At 43.6% G+C, this 16,044-nt stretch carries 18 protein-coding genes; 7 read left to right on the forward strand and 11 right to left on the reverse strand.

The genetic code is table 11. The features are described from left to right. Positions 1-9: 9 nt before the first annotated feature. Genes CLOSA_RS17255 through CLOSA_RS17270 form a run of 4 tightly spaced genes read left to right on the forward strand, consistent with a single transcriptional unit; the run spans position 10 to position 2,377 of the window. Positions 10-1,023, forward strand: a complete 1,014-nt coding sequence (locus CLOSA_RS17255; protein ID WP_013274022.1) for a flagellin N-terminal helical domain-containing protein — start codon at positions 10-12, stop codon at positions 1,021-1,023. Positions 1,024-1,044: 21 nt separating this feature from the next. Further along, positions 1,045-1,653 (forward strand): DUF6470 family protein, encoded by a 609-nt coding sequence (locus CLOSA_RS17260; protein WP_013274023.1) that lies wholly within the window; start codon positions 1,045-1,047, stop codon positions 1,651-1,653. A gap of 24 nt (positions 1,654-1,677) precedes the next feature. After that, on the forward strand, positions 1,678-2,124 hold the full coding sequence (fliW, locus tag CLOSA_RS17265) for a flagellar assembly protein FliW (RefSeq protein WP_013274024.1): 447 nt from the start codon (positions 1,678-1,680) through the stop codon (positions 2,122-2,124). A gap of 1 nt (position 2,125) precedes the next feature. Continuing rightward, entirely contained in the window at positions 2,126-2,377 is a 252-nt protein-coding gene (locus tag CLOSA_RS17270) for a carbon storage regulator (protein WP_013274025.1), read from the forward strand. A 1-nt stretch (position 2,378) separates the two neighbouring features. Here CLOSA_RS17270 and CLOSA_RS17275 read toward each other — a convergent pair whose 3' ends face one another. Next, complete coding sequence (locus CLOSA_RS17275; RefSeq protein ID WP_013274026.1) at positions 2,379-3,668, reverse strand: nucleotidyltransferase domain-containing protein; 1,290 nt, start codon at positions 3,666-3,668, stop codon at positions 2,379-2,381. A gap of 252 nt (positions 3,669-3,920) precedes the next feature. Between CLOSA_RS17275 and CLOSA_RS17280 the strand changes: the two genes are divergently transcribed. After that, complete coding sequence (locus tag CLOSA_RS17280; protein ID WP_013274027.1) at positions 3,921-4,646, forward strand: C39 family peptidase; 726 nt, start codon at positions 3,921-3,923, stop codon at positions 4,644-4,646. On the opposite strand, the gene CLOSA_RS17285 is transcribed toward CLOSA_RS17280, so the two are convergent. The 3 genes from CLOSA_RS17285 to fliD form a co-directional block, all read right to left on the reverse strand. After that, positions 4,643-5,041, reverse strand: coding sequence for a hypothetical protein (locus CLOSA_RS17285; RefSeq protein ID WP_041708690.1), 399 nt, complete (start codon positions 5,039-5,041; stop codon positions 4,643-4,645). The two genes, CLOSA_RS17280 and CLOSA_RS17285, sit on opposite strands and share 4 nt — an antisense overlap. Positions 5,042-5,115: 74 nt before the next feature. Further along, complete coding sequence (fliS, locus tag CLOSA_RS17290; RefSeq protein ID WP_013274029.1) at positions 5,116-5,484, reverse strand: flagellar export chaperone FliS; 369 nt, start codon at positions 5,482-5,484, stop codon at positions 5,116-5,118. Between the two features lie 18 nt (positions 5,485-5,502). Next, the gene (gene fliD / locus CLOSA_RS17295) at positions 5,503-8,367 is read right to left on the reverse strand and encodes a flagellar filament capping protein FliD (RefSeq protein ID WP_013274030.1); all 2,865 of its coding nucleotides are present in this window, start codon (positions 8,365-8,367) and stop codon (positions 5,503-5,505) included. A 142-nt stretch (positions 8,368-8,509) separates the two neighbouring features. Between fliD and CLOSA_RS17300 the strand changes: the two genes are divergently transcribed. Both CLOSA_RS17300 and CLOSA_RS21890 read left to right on the forward strand, forming a co-directional pair. Further along, positions 8,510-9,283 carry a ParA family protein gene (locus tag CLOSA_RS17300; protein WP_013274031.1) on the forward strand — a complete coding sequence of 258 codons (774 nt, stop codon included), beginning with the start codon at positions 8,510-8,512 and terminating at the stop codon, positions 9,281-9,283. 23 nt (positions 9,284-9,306) lie between these two features. Next, positions 9,307-10,182: a late competence development ComFB family protein gene (locus tag CLOSA_RS21890; protein ID WP_013274032.1), complete on the forward strand. Its 876-nt coding sequence runs from the start codon at positions 9,307-9,309 to the stop codon at positions 10,180-10,182. Here the strand turns inward: CLOSA_RS21890 and CLOSA_RS17310 are convergent. The 7 genes from CLOSA_RS17310 to CLOSA_RS17340 all read right to left on the reverse strand — a co-directional run bounded on the left by CLOSA_RS17310 (position 10,179) and on the right by CLOSA_RS17340 (position 16,019). Beyond that, the gene (locus CLOSA_RS17310) at positions 10,179-11,453 is read right to left on the reverse strand and encodes an EAL and HDOD domain-containing protein (protein ID WP_013274033.1); all 1,275 of its coding nucleotides are present in this window, start codon (positions 11,451-11,453) and stop codon (positions 10,179-10,181) included. The genes CLOSA_RS21890 and CLOSA_RS17310 overlap by 4 nt on opposite strands. Then, the gene (locus CLOSA_RS17315) at positions 11,446-12,366 is read right to left on the reverse strand and encodes a chemotaxis protein (RefSeq protein ID WP_013274034.1); all 921 of its coding nucleotides are present in this window, start codon (positions 12,364-12,366) and stop codon (positions 11,446-11,448) included. Before CLOSA_RS17315 ends, CLOSA_RS17310 begins: the two co-directional genes overlap by 8 nt. A gap of 83 nt (positions 12,367-12,449) precedes the next feature. Beyond that, complete coding sequence (locus CLOSA_RS17320; RefSeq protein ID WP_013274035.1) at positions 12,450-12,932, reverse strand: chemotaxis protein CheD; 483 nt, start codon at positions 12,930-12,932, stop codon at positions 12,450-12,452. Further along, positions 12,925-13,551: a chemotaxis protein CheC gene (locus tag CLOSA_RS17325; RefSeq protein ID WP_013274036.1), complete on the reverse strand. Its 627-nt coding sequence runs from the start codon at positions 13,549-13,551 to the stop codon at positions 12,925-12,927. Before CLOSA_RS17325 ends, CLOSA_RS17320 begins: the two co-directional genes overlap by 8 nt. Before the next feature lie 33 nt (positions 13,552-13,584). Further along, complete coding sequence (locus CLOSA_RS17330; protein WP_013274037.1) at positions 13,585-14,355, reverse strand: flagellar hook-basal body protein; 771 nt, start codon at positions 14,353-14,355, stop codon at positions 13,585-13,587. Positions 14,356-14,368: 13 nt separating this feature from the next. Next, positions 14,369-15,172, reverse strand: a complete 804-nt coding sequence (locus CLOSA_RS17335) for a flagellar hook-basal body protein (RefSeq protein ID WP_013274038.1) — start codon at positions 15,170-15,172, stop codon at positions 14,369-14,371. Positions 15,173-15,242: 70 nt separating this feature from the next. Next, positions 15,243-16,019, reverse strand: a complete 777-nt coding sequence (locus CLOSA_RS17340) for a sigma-70 family RNA polymerase sigma factor (RefSeq protein WP_013274039.1) — start codon at positions 16,017-16,019, stop codon at positions 15,243-15,245. Positions 16,020-16,044 lie beyond the last annotated feature (25 nt).

Consider the following 16,044-nt stretch of genomic DNA (forward strand, 5'->3'; position numbering starts at 1 on the left):
GGGATAAAATTGAGAATCACAACCAATGCAATATTAAGAGATTATAAAAGCAATCTTGCTGCCACAATAGATAATTTGAATCTGTCCAGAACCCGTGTTATGACCCAGCGCAGTTTTAACAGTGTAGCAGAGGATCCTGGTTCAGCAGCCAGGGCTTCCCAGCTTCACCGTAAATATTATAAAATCCAGGATAACTTAAGTATGCTGACAGATATACAGTCCCGTCAGGATGGACAGGAGGGTGCACTTACCCAGGTCTCCAACATGGTTAAGACAATCAGTGAGGATTATAATGTTCAGGCCATGAGCGGGGATAAGCAGACACCGGAAACAAGGCAAACCTTTGCTGCTGCAATCCGCCAATACCAGAAATCCATGGTTTTAAGCCTTAATTCCACATATGAGGACACCTTTTTGTTCGCAGGATCCGATGGAAAGAATGCTCCTTTTGAACTGTCTGCCGATGGCAAAACTCTTACCTACCGGGGGATCAACGTAGATGCACCTATGAATACCTCAGATTACGCCAGTCTAACCAATCTGTCCAATGAAAAGCTTTATGTAGATTTAGGCATGGGACTGTCCCTTGATGAGGCTGACCAGGTAGTACCCTCCAGCGCATTTAACATTTCCCTTCCCGGAATAAAGGCAATCGGATATGGCCAGGATAAGAATGGAATGAGCAACAATGTCGTTGTTTTGGCCGGTCAGTTGGTTGAGGCATTAGAAGCAAAAAACTTTGATGCAGATGCTTATGGAAAGCTTATGAATAAATTTAAGGATTTAAGCACAAACATACTGAACGGAATCACTGACCTGGGAGTCAAGTCAGAATTCCTTACTACGACAAAGGACCGATTGGAAGATGCTGATATATCCATTCAGGAGCAGATGCAAAAGGTGGAAGGAATTGACCCTGCAGCTGCAATTACCGATTATATGTGGAATCAGTATGCCTATAATGCGGCCTTGAAAGTTGGAACCAGTATCCTGTCACCGTCTTTTATTGATTTTATGCGTTAAGTATAATTGGAGGTGTCTATTATGGAACCGTTGCTAAGAATCACAACCGTACCTCTTAAATATGAATTAAAAATTCAAAAAGCCAGGTTGGAATACAAACGTTCTACTGCGGAACTTCAGATGAACAGACAAAAAGGAGAAATGTCTATCGAAAATCACCCCATCAAGGTGAGCATTGATACGTACAATGCGCGTAATTCCGTTTGTCCGACCACGATGGAGAGCGTTCGCCAGGCGGCTTCTTATGGAAAAGCTGCTGCGGCAGAGGCTACCGCAAATTATGCAGAGGAGGGTGCGCTCTTGTTAGATCCCAGAATTTCTAATCCGCTTGATCAGATTATCAGCCAGCGTGCTCAAATGCCTTCCGGAGATTTTGGTCTGCAATTTCTCCCTAATACAGGTCCTGATATTGAATGGTCCGAACCTGATTTAAATATTAAATATCAAATGGATAAGTTAAGTTTTGAATTAAAAGTGGCAAAGGGCGATTACGAATTTATTCCAGGCAAGGTAGAACTGTCAATCACCCAGATGCCTGATGTAGAAATTGAATATATCGGCAAACCGATTTATGTTCCCCCCAGCGCCGCTAATTTCTTCAACCACACTCCACTAGATGTCCTTGCTTAAAATCCAATCCTCTGGGAGGTACTCATGGAAATCCAAACACAATACTTTGGTAATATTTCCTGTTCTGAAAATGAATTAATACATTTTTCCGACGGATTATTTGGTTTTACTCATTTGAAAAATTATGTTCCCCTGGCGTTCCAGGATAACAGCGATGCATTGATCTGCCTTCAATCCGTAGAAGATTTTCATGTGTCCTTTATCCTTATGAACCCATTCCAGCTATATGCCGATTATGCCCCGGTATTATCCGAGGAGGACAGAAAATTTCTAAATGTATCCCAGGATGAAGATGGAATTTCTTATTACGTGATATGCGTAATCCATGATTCCATGGATCAAAGCACCGTGAATTTAAAGTGTCCTATTGCTGTAAATGTTGAAAATCGTGAAGCCAGACAGGTAATCCTGGATAACCCATTGTATCAATTTCGACATCTGATTAAAGATTTCGTAAAAAAGGGGGATTAGGATGCTTATACTTCAAAGAAAAAAAGAACAGTCGCTCACCATTGGAGACAATATCTGCATAACCGTTTTGGACATTGGGAATGACTGGGTAAAGCTGGCCATTGATGCGCCAAGAGATGTATCAATTTTGCGTACAGAGTTAATAGAAGCCGCCTCTGCCAATCAGGAAGCAGTCTCTGTTTCTCTGAGCGCCGGTTCAATATCTAAAATCAAAGATCTGATCAATGACCATAAAAACAGCGGAGATACCTGATTTACTTTGGTATTTCCGCTGTTTTATCTTCTGCCTGTTTCTGATCTCCTGTTTCCATTGGCTGGTCAGCCATATGCTCCCTATCTTTTTTCTGTTTATTTAACCTCTTATTTTTAACCCAGACATCAACTCTTTTTAAAAAAGGGAACATCTCACGAAGCTGAATCAGTATCTTTTCTTTTACTCCGCGGCAAACAGTTCTTAAAGAATACCGCCCTAAACGCAGGAACCAGAAAAGCGGCAGGAGCCCCCCCAGATTTTCCAGGGTTGGGTAAATGGTCTCCATATATCTTCTGTCAGGAAACAACCATTTTATTATTTTTCGAATTCTTTCCGCTCTGCGGTCTCTTGCATAACAGTCTGCAACGGTTTTAATCAAGGGAAGGAACTGAGAGCTGATCTCCCGCCCTTCTGATCCCTTCGTCAGGATATAAGACTCCATGGCATCATAAATTTCCGTATTCTCAATACCAGCCCCGGTATTAAACCAACGAAGTATGAGATACTCTAATTTTTCTGCAAATTCAGCAATTTTAAGTTTTTTTAATTTTTCATAAATATACGGCCATGAAAAAACTTCCGCATACTTCTTGTAAAATACCCAAAAGTCCATGATTTGGTTTAAGCTGATCTCGCCTCTGGCATAGCAGTCAGTCAGTCTGCTCATAAGAAAGAGATATTGGTCATCAGGAGTCATTTCCCTTACATACTGATACCCTTTCCTGGTGGGCAATGTGGTTAGCAAGCCTTTAAAATATTTTCTCATAGGCTTGCTGAAAAACATGCTGTGAGTATAATACAAAATTCGGATTCCAGGTACCCGGTAATAGAAACGTCCCCGTTCCTCCGTATGGCGTTCCTCAAAATCAGCCTTCTCCAGAATCTCTCCAATTAACCGTCCATATTTTTTATCGGTGCCAATCTCTATCGATTCTCTGCAACACATCTCTTCAATGGGATAATATTTGACTGTATCAGAATATCTTAATAGAAAGCAATTGACCTTATTTCGTTCCAAAAGGGCAAGCACCTGCTTTTCCCCTGCTCTCAGCCTGCCAGTTCGATGGACTGCTTCCAGGTATTTATCAAAGAAGCGCTGACGAATGGCCTGGGGGATATTCTCCTCCAGTCCCATGATTCCATAATATACGGCATGAGCCACATTATGATAATCAGCCAGACGATACATCTTTTCCCAATCCGGTTGGCGCAGCGGCTCCGGGGAAGGCTTTTGGTTCAATATCGACGACAGTAATAATATTAAATACCGCTCTTCATATCCTTTACTCATTCATTTTCCATCCTCAATCAACCGGACCTAGAGAACCGCCGGCAATTTACTATCCAATTAACGGTTATGCGAGGCAATAAATCCAGGCGATTCTTCCAATTGCCATAGTTCTTCCCGTACAAAACATGGGAAAATCTGTATTTCCAGTTTTATACATCGGTTTTTTAATAATAATCTTAACTTTACCGGATATCTGTACGATAATTATGGTAGACATGAAACTAATATCTTTATATAGAAAAGGTGAATTAAGTGAGCAGATTTTATTCTATCCTATTTAAAACCCTATTCATTGCTGCTGTCCCCTTTGCTACTTTTTTTTCATTCAGCGGTCGAATCAGCGGAGAAGCTGCGGCTGTTTCTCAGACACCCATAGAAATAAGCTTCCAGCCTGCTGCCGCCGAAATTCCCCAGGAAGGGAAATACGATGTCATGCTTGACAGTGTATCCGGTCCTCTTACCTATTATAATCAAGGGGATTCCAGATGGGGTAATTTTCTTTATGGAGGAAAAGATCCCCTTTCCACCTATGGATGCGGCCCTACGGTCATGGCTATGCTGATCACCAGTTTTACAGGCAATCAGGTGCTTCCCTCTGACGTGGCCGCTTGGGCCGCTCAAAATAACGGCTGGTGTCCTGGCCAAGGTTCCTATCACAGATTAATCGTTGATAGTGCTTCTGCCTATGGACTGAAAGCCGTACCGCTGAAGGATTATACCGCTCAGGGTCTGCAGAATGCACTGGATTCCGGACATCTGGTTGTAGCCCTGATGAAAAAAGGACATTTTACCCAGCAGGGACATTTTATTATTATCACCCGCTCTATGGGAGAGGGCAAATTCCGGATCGCCGACCCGAATAATTACGATAATACAAAATTTGACTGGGATTCTTCTTTGATTTTCCAAGAATTAAACTACCGTTCCGGAAACGGGGGGCCTTTATGGACCATCGGTCTCCCGGATCCAGTTTCTTAACGATTGTAGTAGGAGTCCTTTCCAGCCAAGCGGGTACTAATATGACGATCCATCTCAATCACCCTTTTCCGCACAAACTGGAAGTTCCTTCCTCTTTCCACAAGCCTCTCAGCCACCGGGCTGGCAGGCTTGTAGTCATCATTTCCTTTTGACCAATCCCTGACCTGGGCGGCTTCTACCGGAGGCAGGGCTGAAATAAGGCAGTTCATATTTCTTTCATGAATATCCGCCTTATCCATTACTTCCTGGCGCATTCCAAGAAGGAGCTGCACGGAGGTCCGGTCATTCCGGGACAGGGATTCCCCAATTTCCTGGGTCATGCGCTCAATTTCTACAATACATTGATATTTATTCTGCATTTCCTTTAGAATCTCAATCAGCATCGAATCTTCCATGTCATTCCCCTATTCACATATTGAAAAAATAAAACGGCCGGAGAGGAATGCTTCCTCCCCTCCAGGCCGGTCATCTAGCTGTTTAACCGCTCCGCTTCTTTAAACGCTTCTCGCAGATCAATGATCAAGGGTCTGATCTCTTCTATTACATCAGTATTTCTTCCTGCCCTTATCCGGCTAAACTCATACAGAAAAAAATCATACATCCGTCTCAGTTCAGCACTGATTTCATAATTATAATTTAAGGTATCCTTTAAATAGGTGACGATATCCACTGCCCGCTGAACAGACTGTTCGAAAAGTTCAAAATCTTCTTTCTCTAATGCAAGCTCTGCACGGGTCAGCCGTTTAAGCAATTCATCATAAAGAAGATTGAGCATTTCCCCGGGAGTCATTGTATTCACTGTCTGCTCTTTATAATGCTGGTATCCGTATGAAGCCATGATCTACACCGCCATTTCTTATGAACCGAATGAACTCAGCCAACTGCTTTGGGAATTCATTTGTGAAATTAATGATTCCAAAGTAGTGAACTGTTTTATATACCGGTCTGTTTCTGTTTTTAACTGCCCCGTCAAGCGGCTTATGTAATCGTTAATACTGTTCACAGTCTTCTGAAGGTTATTGTTCAGAATGCTGGTCGGTGCGTAAACGGAACCGGCCTTTTCAATCAGTATCCCCTTGGTTGCGCCTGTAATGGACGCATATTTTTCTGTTGTTGCAGAAATGCGGGCCATAACTCCGCCCTTATCTCCTGTAGTTGCATCGGCGGTCCTTGTAAATAATTTTTGCAGATCTCCTGCATTGGATTCAAGCGCCGCCCGGAACTTTGTTTCATCGAGTACCAGCTTACCGTTATCGCCGTAGTTGGAGCTTGTGGAAATACCGAAGGATTCCAGCATGGCCTTGTCATCAGAACCGCTTTCAAAAATGAAACGCATGCTGTCAGAAAGACCTCTTAAGTCCGTGTCATTGAACAGCATTCCTGCCTTAGCCTTTTCTTCCCATTTCGTAATCTGATCTTCCTTCAAATCCGCTTTCTGCTCTTCGGACAGAGGCTCATAATTCCTGTTTGGCTTTGTAGTAACCTCAGTATTCACTAATTTAATGATTTCATTATAATCCTTGATCATATCCGTTATAGCAGATACAATCTTATCAGCGTCTGTTTTGGCATTAAAGGTGACAGAGTTGGTGGTGTCCATGGAATAAAAACCGCCGGAGGCATTTACAAATGTACCTTCCGTTGTTTTTACATACTCTCCGCTGGGATCCGCCACTCCTGCCTGAGTATAGCGGGCCGCAGTGTCTTCCACTTTAAAATAATTACCGCTCCCATCCTTTACATATTTTCCATTTGTATCATCTTTGACATAATTATATCCAAAGGTTCCGTTGACAGTCACGTTCAGTCCATCCAGATTAAAGGAGTTACTGCCCCGCACCAGATCGACTACATCATCAGATCCGGCATATTTTACTCCGATTACCGCATCCTGGCCCTTGGTAACCGTATAATTTACATCTTTTTGGCCAAACAGAAGCTCTGCGTCTCCGCTGCCGGTAAAATCAATTCTTCCTGCCGCTCCGCCTGCTGTGGAAACGATGGAAAATTTATCAGAATTTACCATATAGCTCATGGTAACACCTGCGTCGGAGGCATTTACCTTGCTGATTATATCATTGAGAGTGCTGTTGTAGGAAAGTCCCTCAATCTCTATGTCATTGATCGTAAGCTTCAGTTCTCTTTTGTCTACATAATCCTTCATAGCGTTATTTAAGTCGCTGACCTTTGTAGTATCATCTGTCTTAAAATGGTCGATGGCCTCATAAACGCTGCTTAAAACTGTATCGGACAGCTGGGAATAATTGGTGGAAATTAACTGCTTTAAATCTGAGACTTTAGTATCGGCCGTTACCTTACTTCCCAATTTACCAATCAGCTCCATTGCCTTTACTGATCCTGAAAAATAAGTGGTTTCATAATCTTCACCATTGGCCAATTTATAATCAGCTAATTTTTGTTCAATACCGTCAGCAATTCCCTTCAATCCTGATTGGGAAAGAGTAGAATTAAGATTTATCCGGTTTGATTCTCCATACTCCACTTTTAAGGCTCCGGACTTACCGATCACACCTGTGTCAGCTGAGGATATTGCCAGTATGGAAGAATTATCCACCGTTTTGGTGGCAGGATTCATGGTTTCAAACTTTAACTGATAGCCGCCGTTCTTCGTATCCTCCTGGACACCCACCTTAATTCTTCCTGATCCAAATTCCTTCCCAAGCTTTGTTTCCAAATCAGCCGCAATGGATTCTAAGGACGTTTGATCATTGCCGCCAATCATTGCCTGAATAGCCTCTGCACTGGCAAATTGTATGGTTTTAGTCGTTCCGTTGTAAGTAAAGCTGATATTCTTTCCGCCTACCCGGTCTGCAAAAGATTTTGATTCAAAAAAGGTCTGAGTTCTTCCTGCCAGCTCCGCCGACAAACCCGAGGAAGTGATCGTCTTGTCCTCTTCTGACAGGGTGTCAAAATCCGCTATGCCAAGAGCTTTCAGTGCTTCCTTGCTTCCTCCGGCAATCTGAATTGTATTTCCGGCTTTATCGGTGGATTGGAAATCCAGCTTAAAAGCAGTGCCTGACGGGTCTCCCGGATTGGAAGGATTTGCCGTCACCTTAATCACATCTGCCAGTGTCTTTCCATCTCCAATGGAAACATTCTTAAGTGCCCTGGTGATGGATTCCTGAGCCTTCGCTCCATTGGAATAATCGTAGGTGAAGCCATCCTTTGTGGTACCGCTGCTTAAGGAAACTCCAAAGGTCTTGGTTCCATATTTGAAATAAAGACTCTGTCCCTCTAAGGTGCTCACATCCTCTGGTCCTAATTTGATGCTGCCTGTGGTAAGAGACTGGTCGGATGCGTTTCCGATGGAAGACATGCTGGCATCCTTGGCCAGCTGTTTTACGCCTACAATGGACATGGAATCCACGAGGGAAGAGCTTCCTGATACACTGATATACTTGCTGTAATCACCGATTGCCGTAATGCTGCTTTTTGCCCAAAAGCTGGGGCTGGAAATATTGGTGGATTGGTTAACATAAGATGTATACTTTTGTGAAAACTCCACAAGCTTGGAGCTGATGGAGCGATAGGCCTCCTGCTTCCATACATAAGTCTGTTTTTGCTTCTGCTGCTTTGCAATCTTAGCCCTTGTGGCAGAAGTCATACCCTGGATCAGACCGTCCCTGTCCAGGCCGCTGACAAGGCCCCCGTAGCCTCTGATAGAAGATACACTGCTGACACTGCTTGAAATCGATGCCATATAGAACTCCTTTCTAATTATGTACATAAACCATTTTTCGTCAAAAATCGGTTTTTTTCTTGTTTTCGCTATACTTATTTATCGACATATTGTATACTTAAGATAATAGTATTATCTCAATTTATGAATGGAGGAAACGAAGTTGTCAACTGTAATAGCTATTACAAATCAAAAAGGCGGCGTAGGCAAAACAACCACTTCCTGCTCCCTTGCCTGCGGTCTGGCCATGAATCATAAAAGAGTTTTGGCAGTGGATCTGGATCCCCAGGGTAACTTAGGCTTCAGCCTCGGCCTAGAAATAGAATCCTGCGCCACCATATATGAAGTCTTTAAAGGAACCGCCACCCTGCAGGAGGCAATCCGGTCTTCTAAATACTGTGATGTGATATCTTCCAACATTCTCTTAAGCAGTGCTGAGCTGGAGTTTACAGGAAAGCAGAGAGAATGCATGCTGAAAAACATCCTGTCAACCGTTGCCGGTTATTATGATTATATTATTATTGATACTCCTCCTGCACTGAACATTCTGACCGTCAATGCCTATGCAGCAGCAAACTTCCTGATCATTCCCATGGTTCCGGAAATCCTGAGCCTGTTAGGGGTCTCCCAGATCAAAGACACGATCAATACCGTCCGTTCTTCCGTGAATCCGGATCTGGTTGTCCTGGGAATCCTGCTTAATAAATATAACGCCAGAACACTCCTTTCCAGAGAAGTGAAGGAAATGGCACAAAACATTGCCGCCCAGATCGGCACTACCGTGTTTAATACCCATATCCGGTCAAGTGTTTCCGTTGCGGAAGCACCTGCTCAGGGAGAAAGCCTTCTGGATTATGCGCCCCGATCCAACCCTGCTATAGACTATAAAGCACTGGTAGCAGAAGTATTGGAACGGATTAAACTGCGCAAGATTTAATTACATCGAGAGGAGCTTAAGCAATGGCAAGAAAGAGCAGTAAAACAGCCCACGTTATGAACCTGTTGGCCGGTGATGATTCCGAGTCTCCAAAGTCAGAAGCAGCAAAGGAAAACATTGCTGCCAGCCTCACAACAGAATTGGGAGGAAGCATAAAAGAGTTGACAGTTATGGCCCAGCAGGCCTCAATCCAAACACAGGACGGACCATTAACCCCATCGCCTATATCCATAATTGATATGTCATCCTCAGCACCGGATCCTGTAGCAGAATTGATCAAGCAGCGCCTGGAGGAAGAGGAAGGCAGCGAGGAAGGGTTATTACCGTCAGAACAGGAGATGCCCCAGGATCTGCCATCACCTTCTTCTAAAGAGGAAGAACCAAGGAAAGAAACATTTCATGCGGATACAAAAGAGGGAGAATTAAAAGAGGAAACTCCTGTAGAAGACAGCCCAAAGAAGGAAGTTCCCAAAGAGGAAACTTTTATTTTGGAGGCTCCTGACTCGGAAGAACTTATCATAGAGACTCCTATCGCGGAAGATCCTATCATGGAGACTCCCATCGCGGAAGAACAGAAAAAGGAAGATCCGGAAGCGGAAGTACCCGTGTCTGAAGCGCCCGAATCCAAACCTTTGGACTATGAGTATTTAAATGTCATGGAATATGTGGTAAAAAACAGGGTGAAAGATTATATGGAAAAATTTGATGTATGCCTGTGCGGCCGGTGCATTGCCGATGTGACTGCACTTGCCCTGACCAATCTTCCTCCTAAATATATTGTAGTGGAGCCCCCTTCTGCATCTCCGCTATTGAATTTTTACTCCAATCGTTATTCTCAGCATATTATTGTAGAGCTGACAAAAGCCTGCTCAGCGGTAAAAGAAAACCCACACCATTAGGCGTGGGTTTTTTCCTCTTCATTCTCCGATTCATTACTGCTTGTAAGACCGCTCCATATTTCATTTACAGCCTCAACACAATCCATGTATGTCTGAGCCAGCAAGCCGGAAGGAATACCTAGCTGATCTGCCAAAACCCTCACGTTCTTCCATTCCGCGTTTTCATAGCTTAGAATGAGCTTGTAAAGAGTTCCGCAGATACCTTCCTGTCTGATGAGCGCATCCTTGATTTCCTGTGCCACCGGCACCTCTTCCAGTATTTCCTCCAAAGGAGCATCAATCATAAATTGAAGGGTAGAGAACATTCCCATCATGTAGACTTCGGACCGGATAATGGGAAGGTCTTGCACATAGTCGGAAAGAGCCATGGCATAATTGGCCCGCAGGAAAGACATTTTCATGGTGGCTTCCAGGGATTCATCATTATCAAAGTCATTGTTAAAGCTAAGGAGATATACCCACTGCTTTAACTGGCTGATCCCCATGGTCACCAATGCCTGACGAATGGAGGATACTCTTCTCCGCAGAGCGAAATAGGCGGAATTGACAATTTTAAGAAGCGAGTAGCTTAAGGCAGCATCACGTTTTATGATCTCTTCTATCTGCTCAATATCAGGCTCATCCTTTGAAACCTCAACAACCAGCTGGAAGAAGTTTCCTTCCAGGAACTCCATGCGGTTCACCTTTTTTGCCATTGCCTCTGCCACATAGCTTCCTTCCGCAAAGTCCGCACCGATTTCCAGGGCCAGTTCATATTCTTCCTTTGTGTTTACACCGGTCGCAACACATTTCTTGTCGAAGCCTTTCATGGTATTGACTAGATTGATCAAGGAAGTACGTTCTTTTACACTGTTTTTATCTCTAATATCAATTTTTACGTAAGTGACGAAATCCAGCATGGAAAAGTACTTGGGAGAAAACTGGAAATCGTTGATGGCAAAGACATAGCCTTCTGCCCGGTATTTTCTGATTATGGTAGGCGACAGGGGATGGATCATCACATGGTCTTCAATTTGAATTACCATTTTTTCCTTGTCGAAAATCTTTGGCGTGTTCCGGAATAACAAAGAAGGAGTAAATGTTACAAAAGTGAGTTTATCACGAAAAATGCTTTCCGTATTTTGCATCAGAAAGCCTGCAATGGTATCAGCTGCCGCGACATCCGAACTACTGTAAAGCGAGTCATAGTCCTTCTGGAACAATATCTCATAGCCGATAATCCTGTCCTCCTTCAGTGCCTTTATGGGCTGCCGGGTGACATACTTATCCATTCTTTTCCCTCCTATGAAGCAAATGATCGATTACTTCTACCAAATGGCCGATCTCTGGTTTGCTTAACTGCTCGTCAGCTCCTAACTGCTTTCCTTTGATCATCAATTCCTGATTGATCATGGAAGAGAAAATAACCAGAGGTATATGCTTTAAATACTTATCTTCTTTTACCAGCTTGGTCAGACGGTGCCCATCCATTTCCGGCATTTCAATGTCCGTAATGATCAGGCCTACCTTTTTATCCAAATCCGAATCGGTCCGGATCTTAACCAGATAATCCCATGCTTCTTGTCCGTTATTTTTAAAGGTGAGATTCTCATAACCGGCTTTCTTCAAGGCTGCTTCTATCATCTTTGTCAGAAGGATGGAATCCTCTGCAATGAGGATCGGGTAATCAATTCTTTCTCTTTGACCCAGCTTGTTGATTTCATCCAACTGAATCCCCGTTTCCGGAGCTATGTCAGCTACGATCTTTTCAAAATCAAGAATGGTAACCAGATCAGAGCCGCACTGAGCAATGCCGGTTGCTACGCCTTCCTCTCCCCGGCTTATGGTATCATCCGGCTTCTGTATATTCTTCCAAGAGATACGGCTGATTCCAACCACGCTGTGAACCCGGAACGCAATGTGCAGCTTGTTAAAGTTGGTGATAATGAATAAATCCTTGCCCTGTTTTTCCGTTGCTTTTCCGGTCAGATACAGAGGAAGATCAATTACGGTAAGAAGTAAGTCCCTCGGCTTAAAAATACCTTCCACAGAAGGGTGAGCATGGGGGATGGGTTTCACCTTATCTGACATCATAATTTCACGTACTTTGGCAACATTAATTCCATACAATTCACCGTAAATGGTAAATTCCATTATTTCAATCTCATTGGTTCCTGATTCTAATAAAATATCTGTTTCTGCCATAACTCTTCTCCTTTATCCCAAAATAATCCAGCAAAAACATCTGCCTAATAAAATATCGGCATACTTCTGCCGGTTCATAATGTTTACAAAACAATTTCCGCTCTGCCGTAAGTTCGAATTTTCACCTGTCCGGTGCTCACATCAAAGGTCATGGTGCGGGCATAATTTTCTCCCACGTCCGCCGCAGCAAGACGGATTCCCTCTGAATGAAGAATCTGCTTCACGCTGACAATGTTACGGGCACCGATATTTCCAAGGGTGCTGTTACCCTGCAATTCGAACATTTTGGCCCCCCCGGCAATTTTAGCGATCAGTCTGGGTTTCCTGGCTCCCATGATCTCGATTTTACGAAATGTTTCCGCAAGCCCTGTATCTGCATACTTAAATATATTGCCGTCTCCCAGACCAAATACCTCAGGAAGCATAATATGTACAAGAGCTCCCAGCTTGATCATGGGATCATACAGGCTGATTCCGATACAGGACCCAAGGGCATAAGTGATCAGAATCCCCTCTTGCCTGGCAAACTTCATGTCTGCAATTCCAACCGTTAATTGTTTATCCATTGGTTATCCCCAGCTTTTCCATTAAAAAGTTCAATGACTGTATATCCGGCATCATCAGCAGATCACTATGGAGCACCTTCCCCCCTATCACAAATTGTCCGCTGATCATCATCATTTTATCTGTCTGATAACCAAATTCCACCATTGGTACGCTTAATATCCCGCCCAGCATATTGACGGCTATATCCGGAACCGACAAATTAATGGTAACATCACTAAGGGAGGACATGGCATTCACATAAGAGGAGATAATGATATTTCCGATCTCCTCCAATGCTGAGGTTTCCAAAACATTCAGCTGGTAATAATCTTCAATGTTCTGCTGCATGACGCTGGTTAAGACTTCATTGATAAAATCCAGCTTCAGAATAAACAGCATCAGACCATTGATCTCACCAGTCATCTTGACCAGAATAGCAGCTACAATTTCTTCCGGATCACCCAGATACTTAATGGCTTCGTTATAGCCCAGGATCTTCACATCCGGTAGTGTCATACGAACCGTTTTCCCTAACAAGGATGACAGTGCCGTGGCCGCATTTCCTGTTCCAATACTACCGATTTCCCTGATGAGATCCAGACCTAAACTATTCATTTCATCGTAACGCGTTATTTTCATGATATCGCCCTCTTTCCTTACTACTTATGGTTTTTACCTCAGAGTATTTATTGTCGCCTCAACCTCATCGGAAGTCTGTACCATTTTAAGCGCATAGGAATAGGCCCTCTGCGCCTCGATCATTCTGGTCATTTCCTGGGCAAAATCCACGCCTGACTCCTCTAAGGCTCTCTTTACCACTTTTGCATTTTCAAGCAGAATCGGTTCTCCATTTTTTTCAGTTACAGAAAAGACATTGTCTCCCTGGCTTTCCATGCCATCCCTTCTTGCGAAGGTATACACTCCGATTGCCCGGGGATCATGCTCTCCCTCTTCCAGTTCTGTTTCTTCCTCTTCTGTCTCCTCCTCACTTCCCGGATATGTAGCTGGTTTTACATCATAGGATATCTCTTCCTGATCCATATTCAGGACTCTTTTATTGTCTGAATTCACAAGATAGAACTTATCCTCCATTCGGGACAACTGAAAACGTCCGTCACGGGAATAGGAAACTTCTCCTGTGACAGGATCCTTTAACATGAAAAAACCTTCTCCTGCAATGGCATAATCATGTTCAAGGCCGGTTTCCTTATAGGGCATTGCAGAAAAATCTGTCTTTGTCTGGTCAACCTTAGTTCCGCTTCCGGATTTCGCTCCGTTATTTCCCTGGGTATTTCTCATCTCAGCATGAACCAGATCAGAAAAAACACTGTACTGGGCTTTAAAGCCCACAGTATTCACATTTGCCACATTATTGGAAACGATACCAAGCTTTGTCTGCTGGCCCAAGGCTCCCAAAGCACCTATGTAAAATGACTGTTCCATCGATCTACCTCCTTTATACTCTGCCTATGTCGCTGACAATCCTGCTCATAAGCTGATCATACATTTTAAGAACCTGCGCAGCACTTTGAGAAGCTCTTTGGCTGCTCATCATGGAGGTCATCTCTTCAATGGGATCGATATTGGATCGTTCGATGGTTTTCCATTGGATTCCGCCATTTGCTGCAGTCGCTTCCGCCGTGGTTGTAAAAGTGCCGTTATCACCTTTCACAAGCTGGGTGTAATCCGCAAAGTCCGCTACCCCGATCTTTCCTAAAAGCGTTGGCTCCGTATCTTCGGAATCCCCACCATCCTCGTCGGTTCCCAGGCCCTTTAAAGGCACCTCGTAAATATTGCCTGATTTGTCAACGGTAATATGGTCTGAGGGAAGCTCAATGGGATTTCCGTCCTCTCCCAAAACTCTGCCCATGGAAGATAAGCAGAGATATCCCTCATCATCCAGACGGAAGGAACCATTTCTTGTATAAAGGCGGTTCCCGTTTGTATCCTCAATGGTAAAAAAACCAGGCTTTGTAAGAGCAAAGTCCAGGTTTCCTCCGGTCTCCTCCAGAGTCCCCTGATCGTAAGACGTATTCGTGTTTCTGGCAGCACGAATCATGGAAACCGTACCGATCTCCACGGGGTTGCTTTTGTTCCGGTTCCCATTTCGGTAAAGCATCTCTTCCTTAAACGTAGTGCTGACCAGCTTGTCCGATTTGTAACCAGGGGTGCTGACATTGACCATATTGTTGCTGATGACATTTAAATTCCGATTCTGGTACAGCATTCCTGATGCCAGATTGTAAAATCCATGAAACATAACGTTTTGCCCCTTTCCTATTTAGCTGCCCGTGCACTTTGGGCATAAAGGTATACCTGTAAGGTGTTTCCTATTTACCATTTATAAAGCCAGTCAGATACAGCTTCAGCTTTTGAATCGCATTGGAATGAATCTGTGAGATTCTCGGCTCGCTGACATTCATGACCTGTGCAATCTCCTTCATATTTAATTCGTCCATATAATACAGCGAAATAACCTTTTGCTCATTTTCTTTTAAATTATTTATTGCCTGAACCAGAATCTGCTTAAATTCCTCCTGCAGATAATGATCCTCTGGCTGTTCATTTTCATTGACCGCCGGAAGCTGCACTGTTTTTTTATTGTCGTTTCCTGCTTCAAGAACCATATCCAGAGACAGGACACTGTAAACATTGGTTTTTCCAAGAGCCTCCTGGTACTTCTCCAGGCTGATGTTCATATATTCTGCCGTTTCCCTGGGGGATGGAAAACGGCCCAGCCGGTTGCAAAGCTCCATGACAGCATTATCCAGTTCCTTGGCATTCTTCCTTACGCTTCTTGGAATCCAGTCCTGTTTTCGCGCCATATCAATGATCATGCCCCGGATTCTCTTGGAAATATAGGTTTCAAATTTAACGTTCATTTCCGGGTCAAACTTCTCGATTCCGCTCATTATGGTCAGCACGCCTTCATTGACAATATCCTCCACCTGGGCAAAGCTTAAATACACATCCCTCATCTGAATGGAAATACTTCTGACCATATACATATAGCGCATGACCAGTTCATGCTTTATATGTATATCTTTTGTCCGCTTATATTTAATTAGTAAATCTTCATTGGTATATTGGGTGAAATCCTGTTCCATTCCGACTAACACCGCCTTTCTGACA

This window comes from [Clostridium] saccharolyticum WM1 (genome assembly GCF_000144625.1).
Lineage (GTDB): Bacteria > Bacillota > Clostridia > Lachnospirales > Lachnospiraceae > Lacrimispora > Lacrimispora saccharolytica.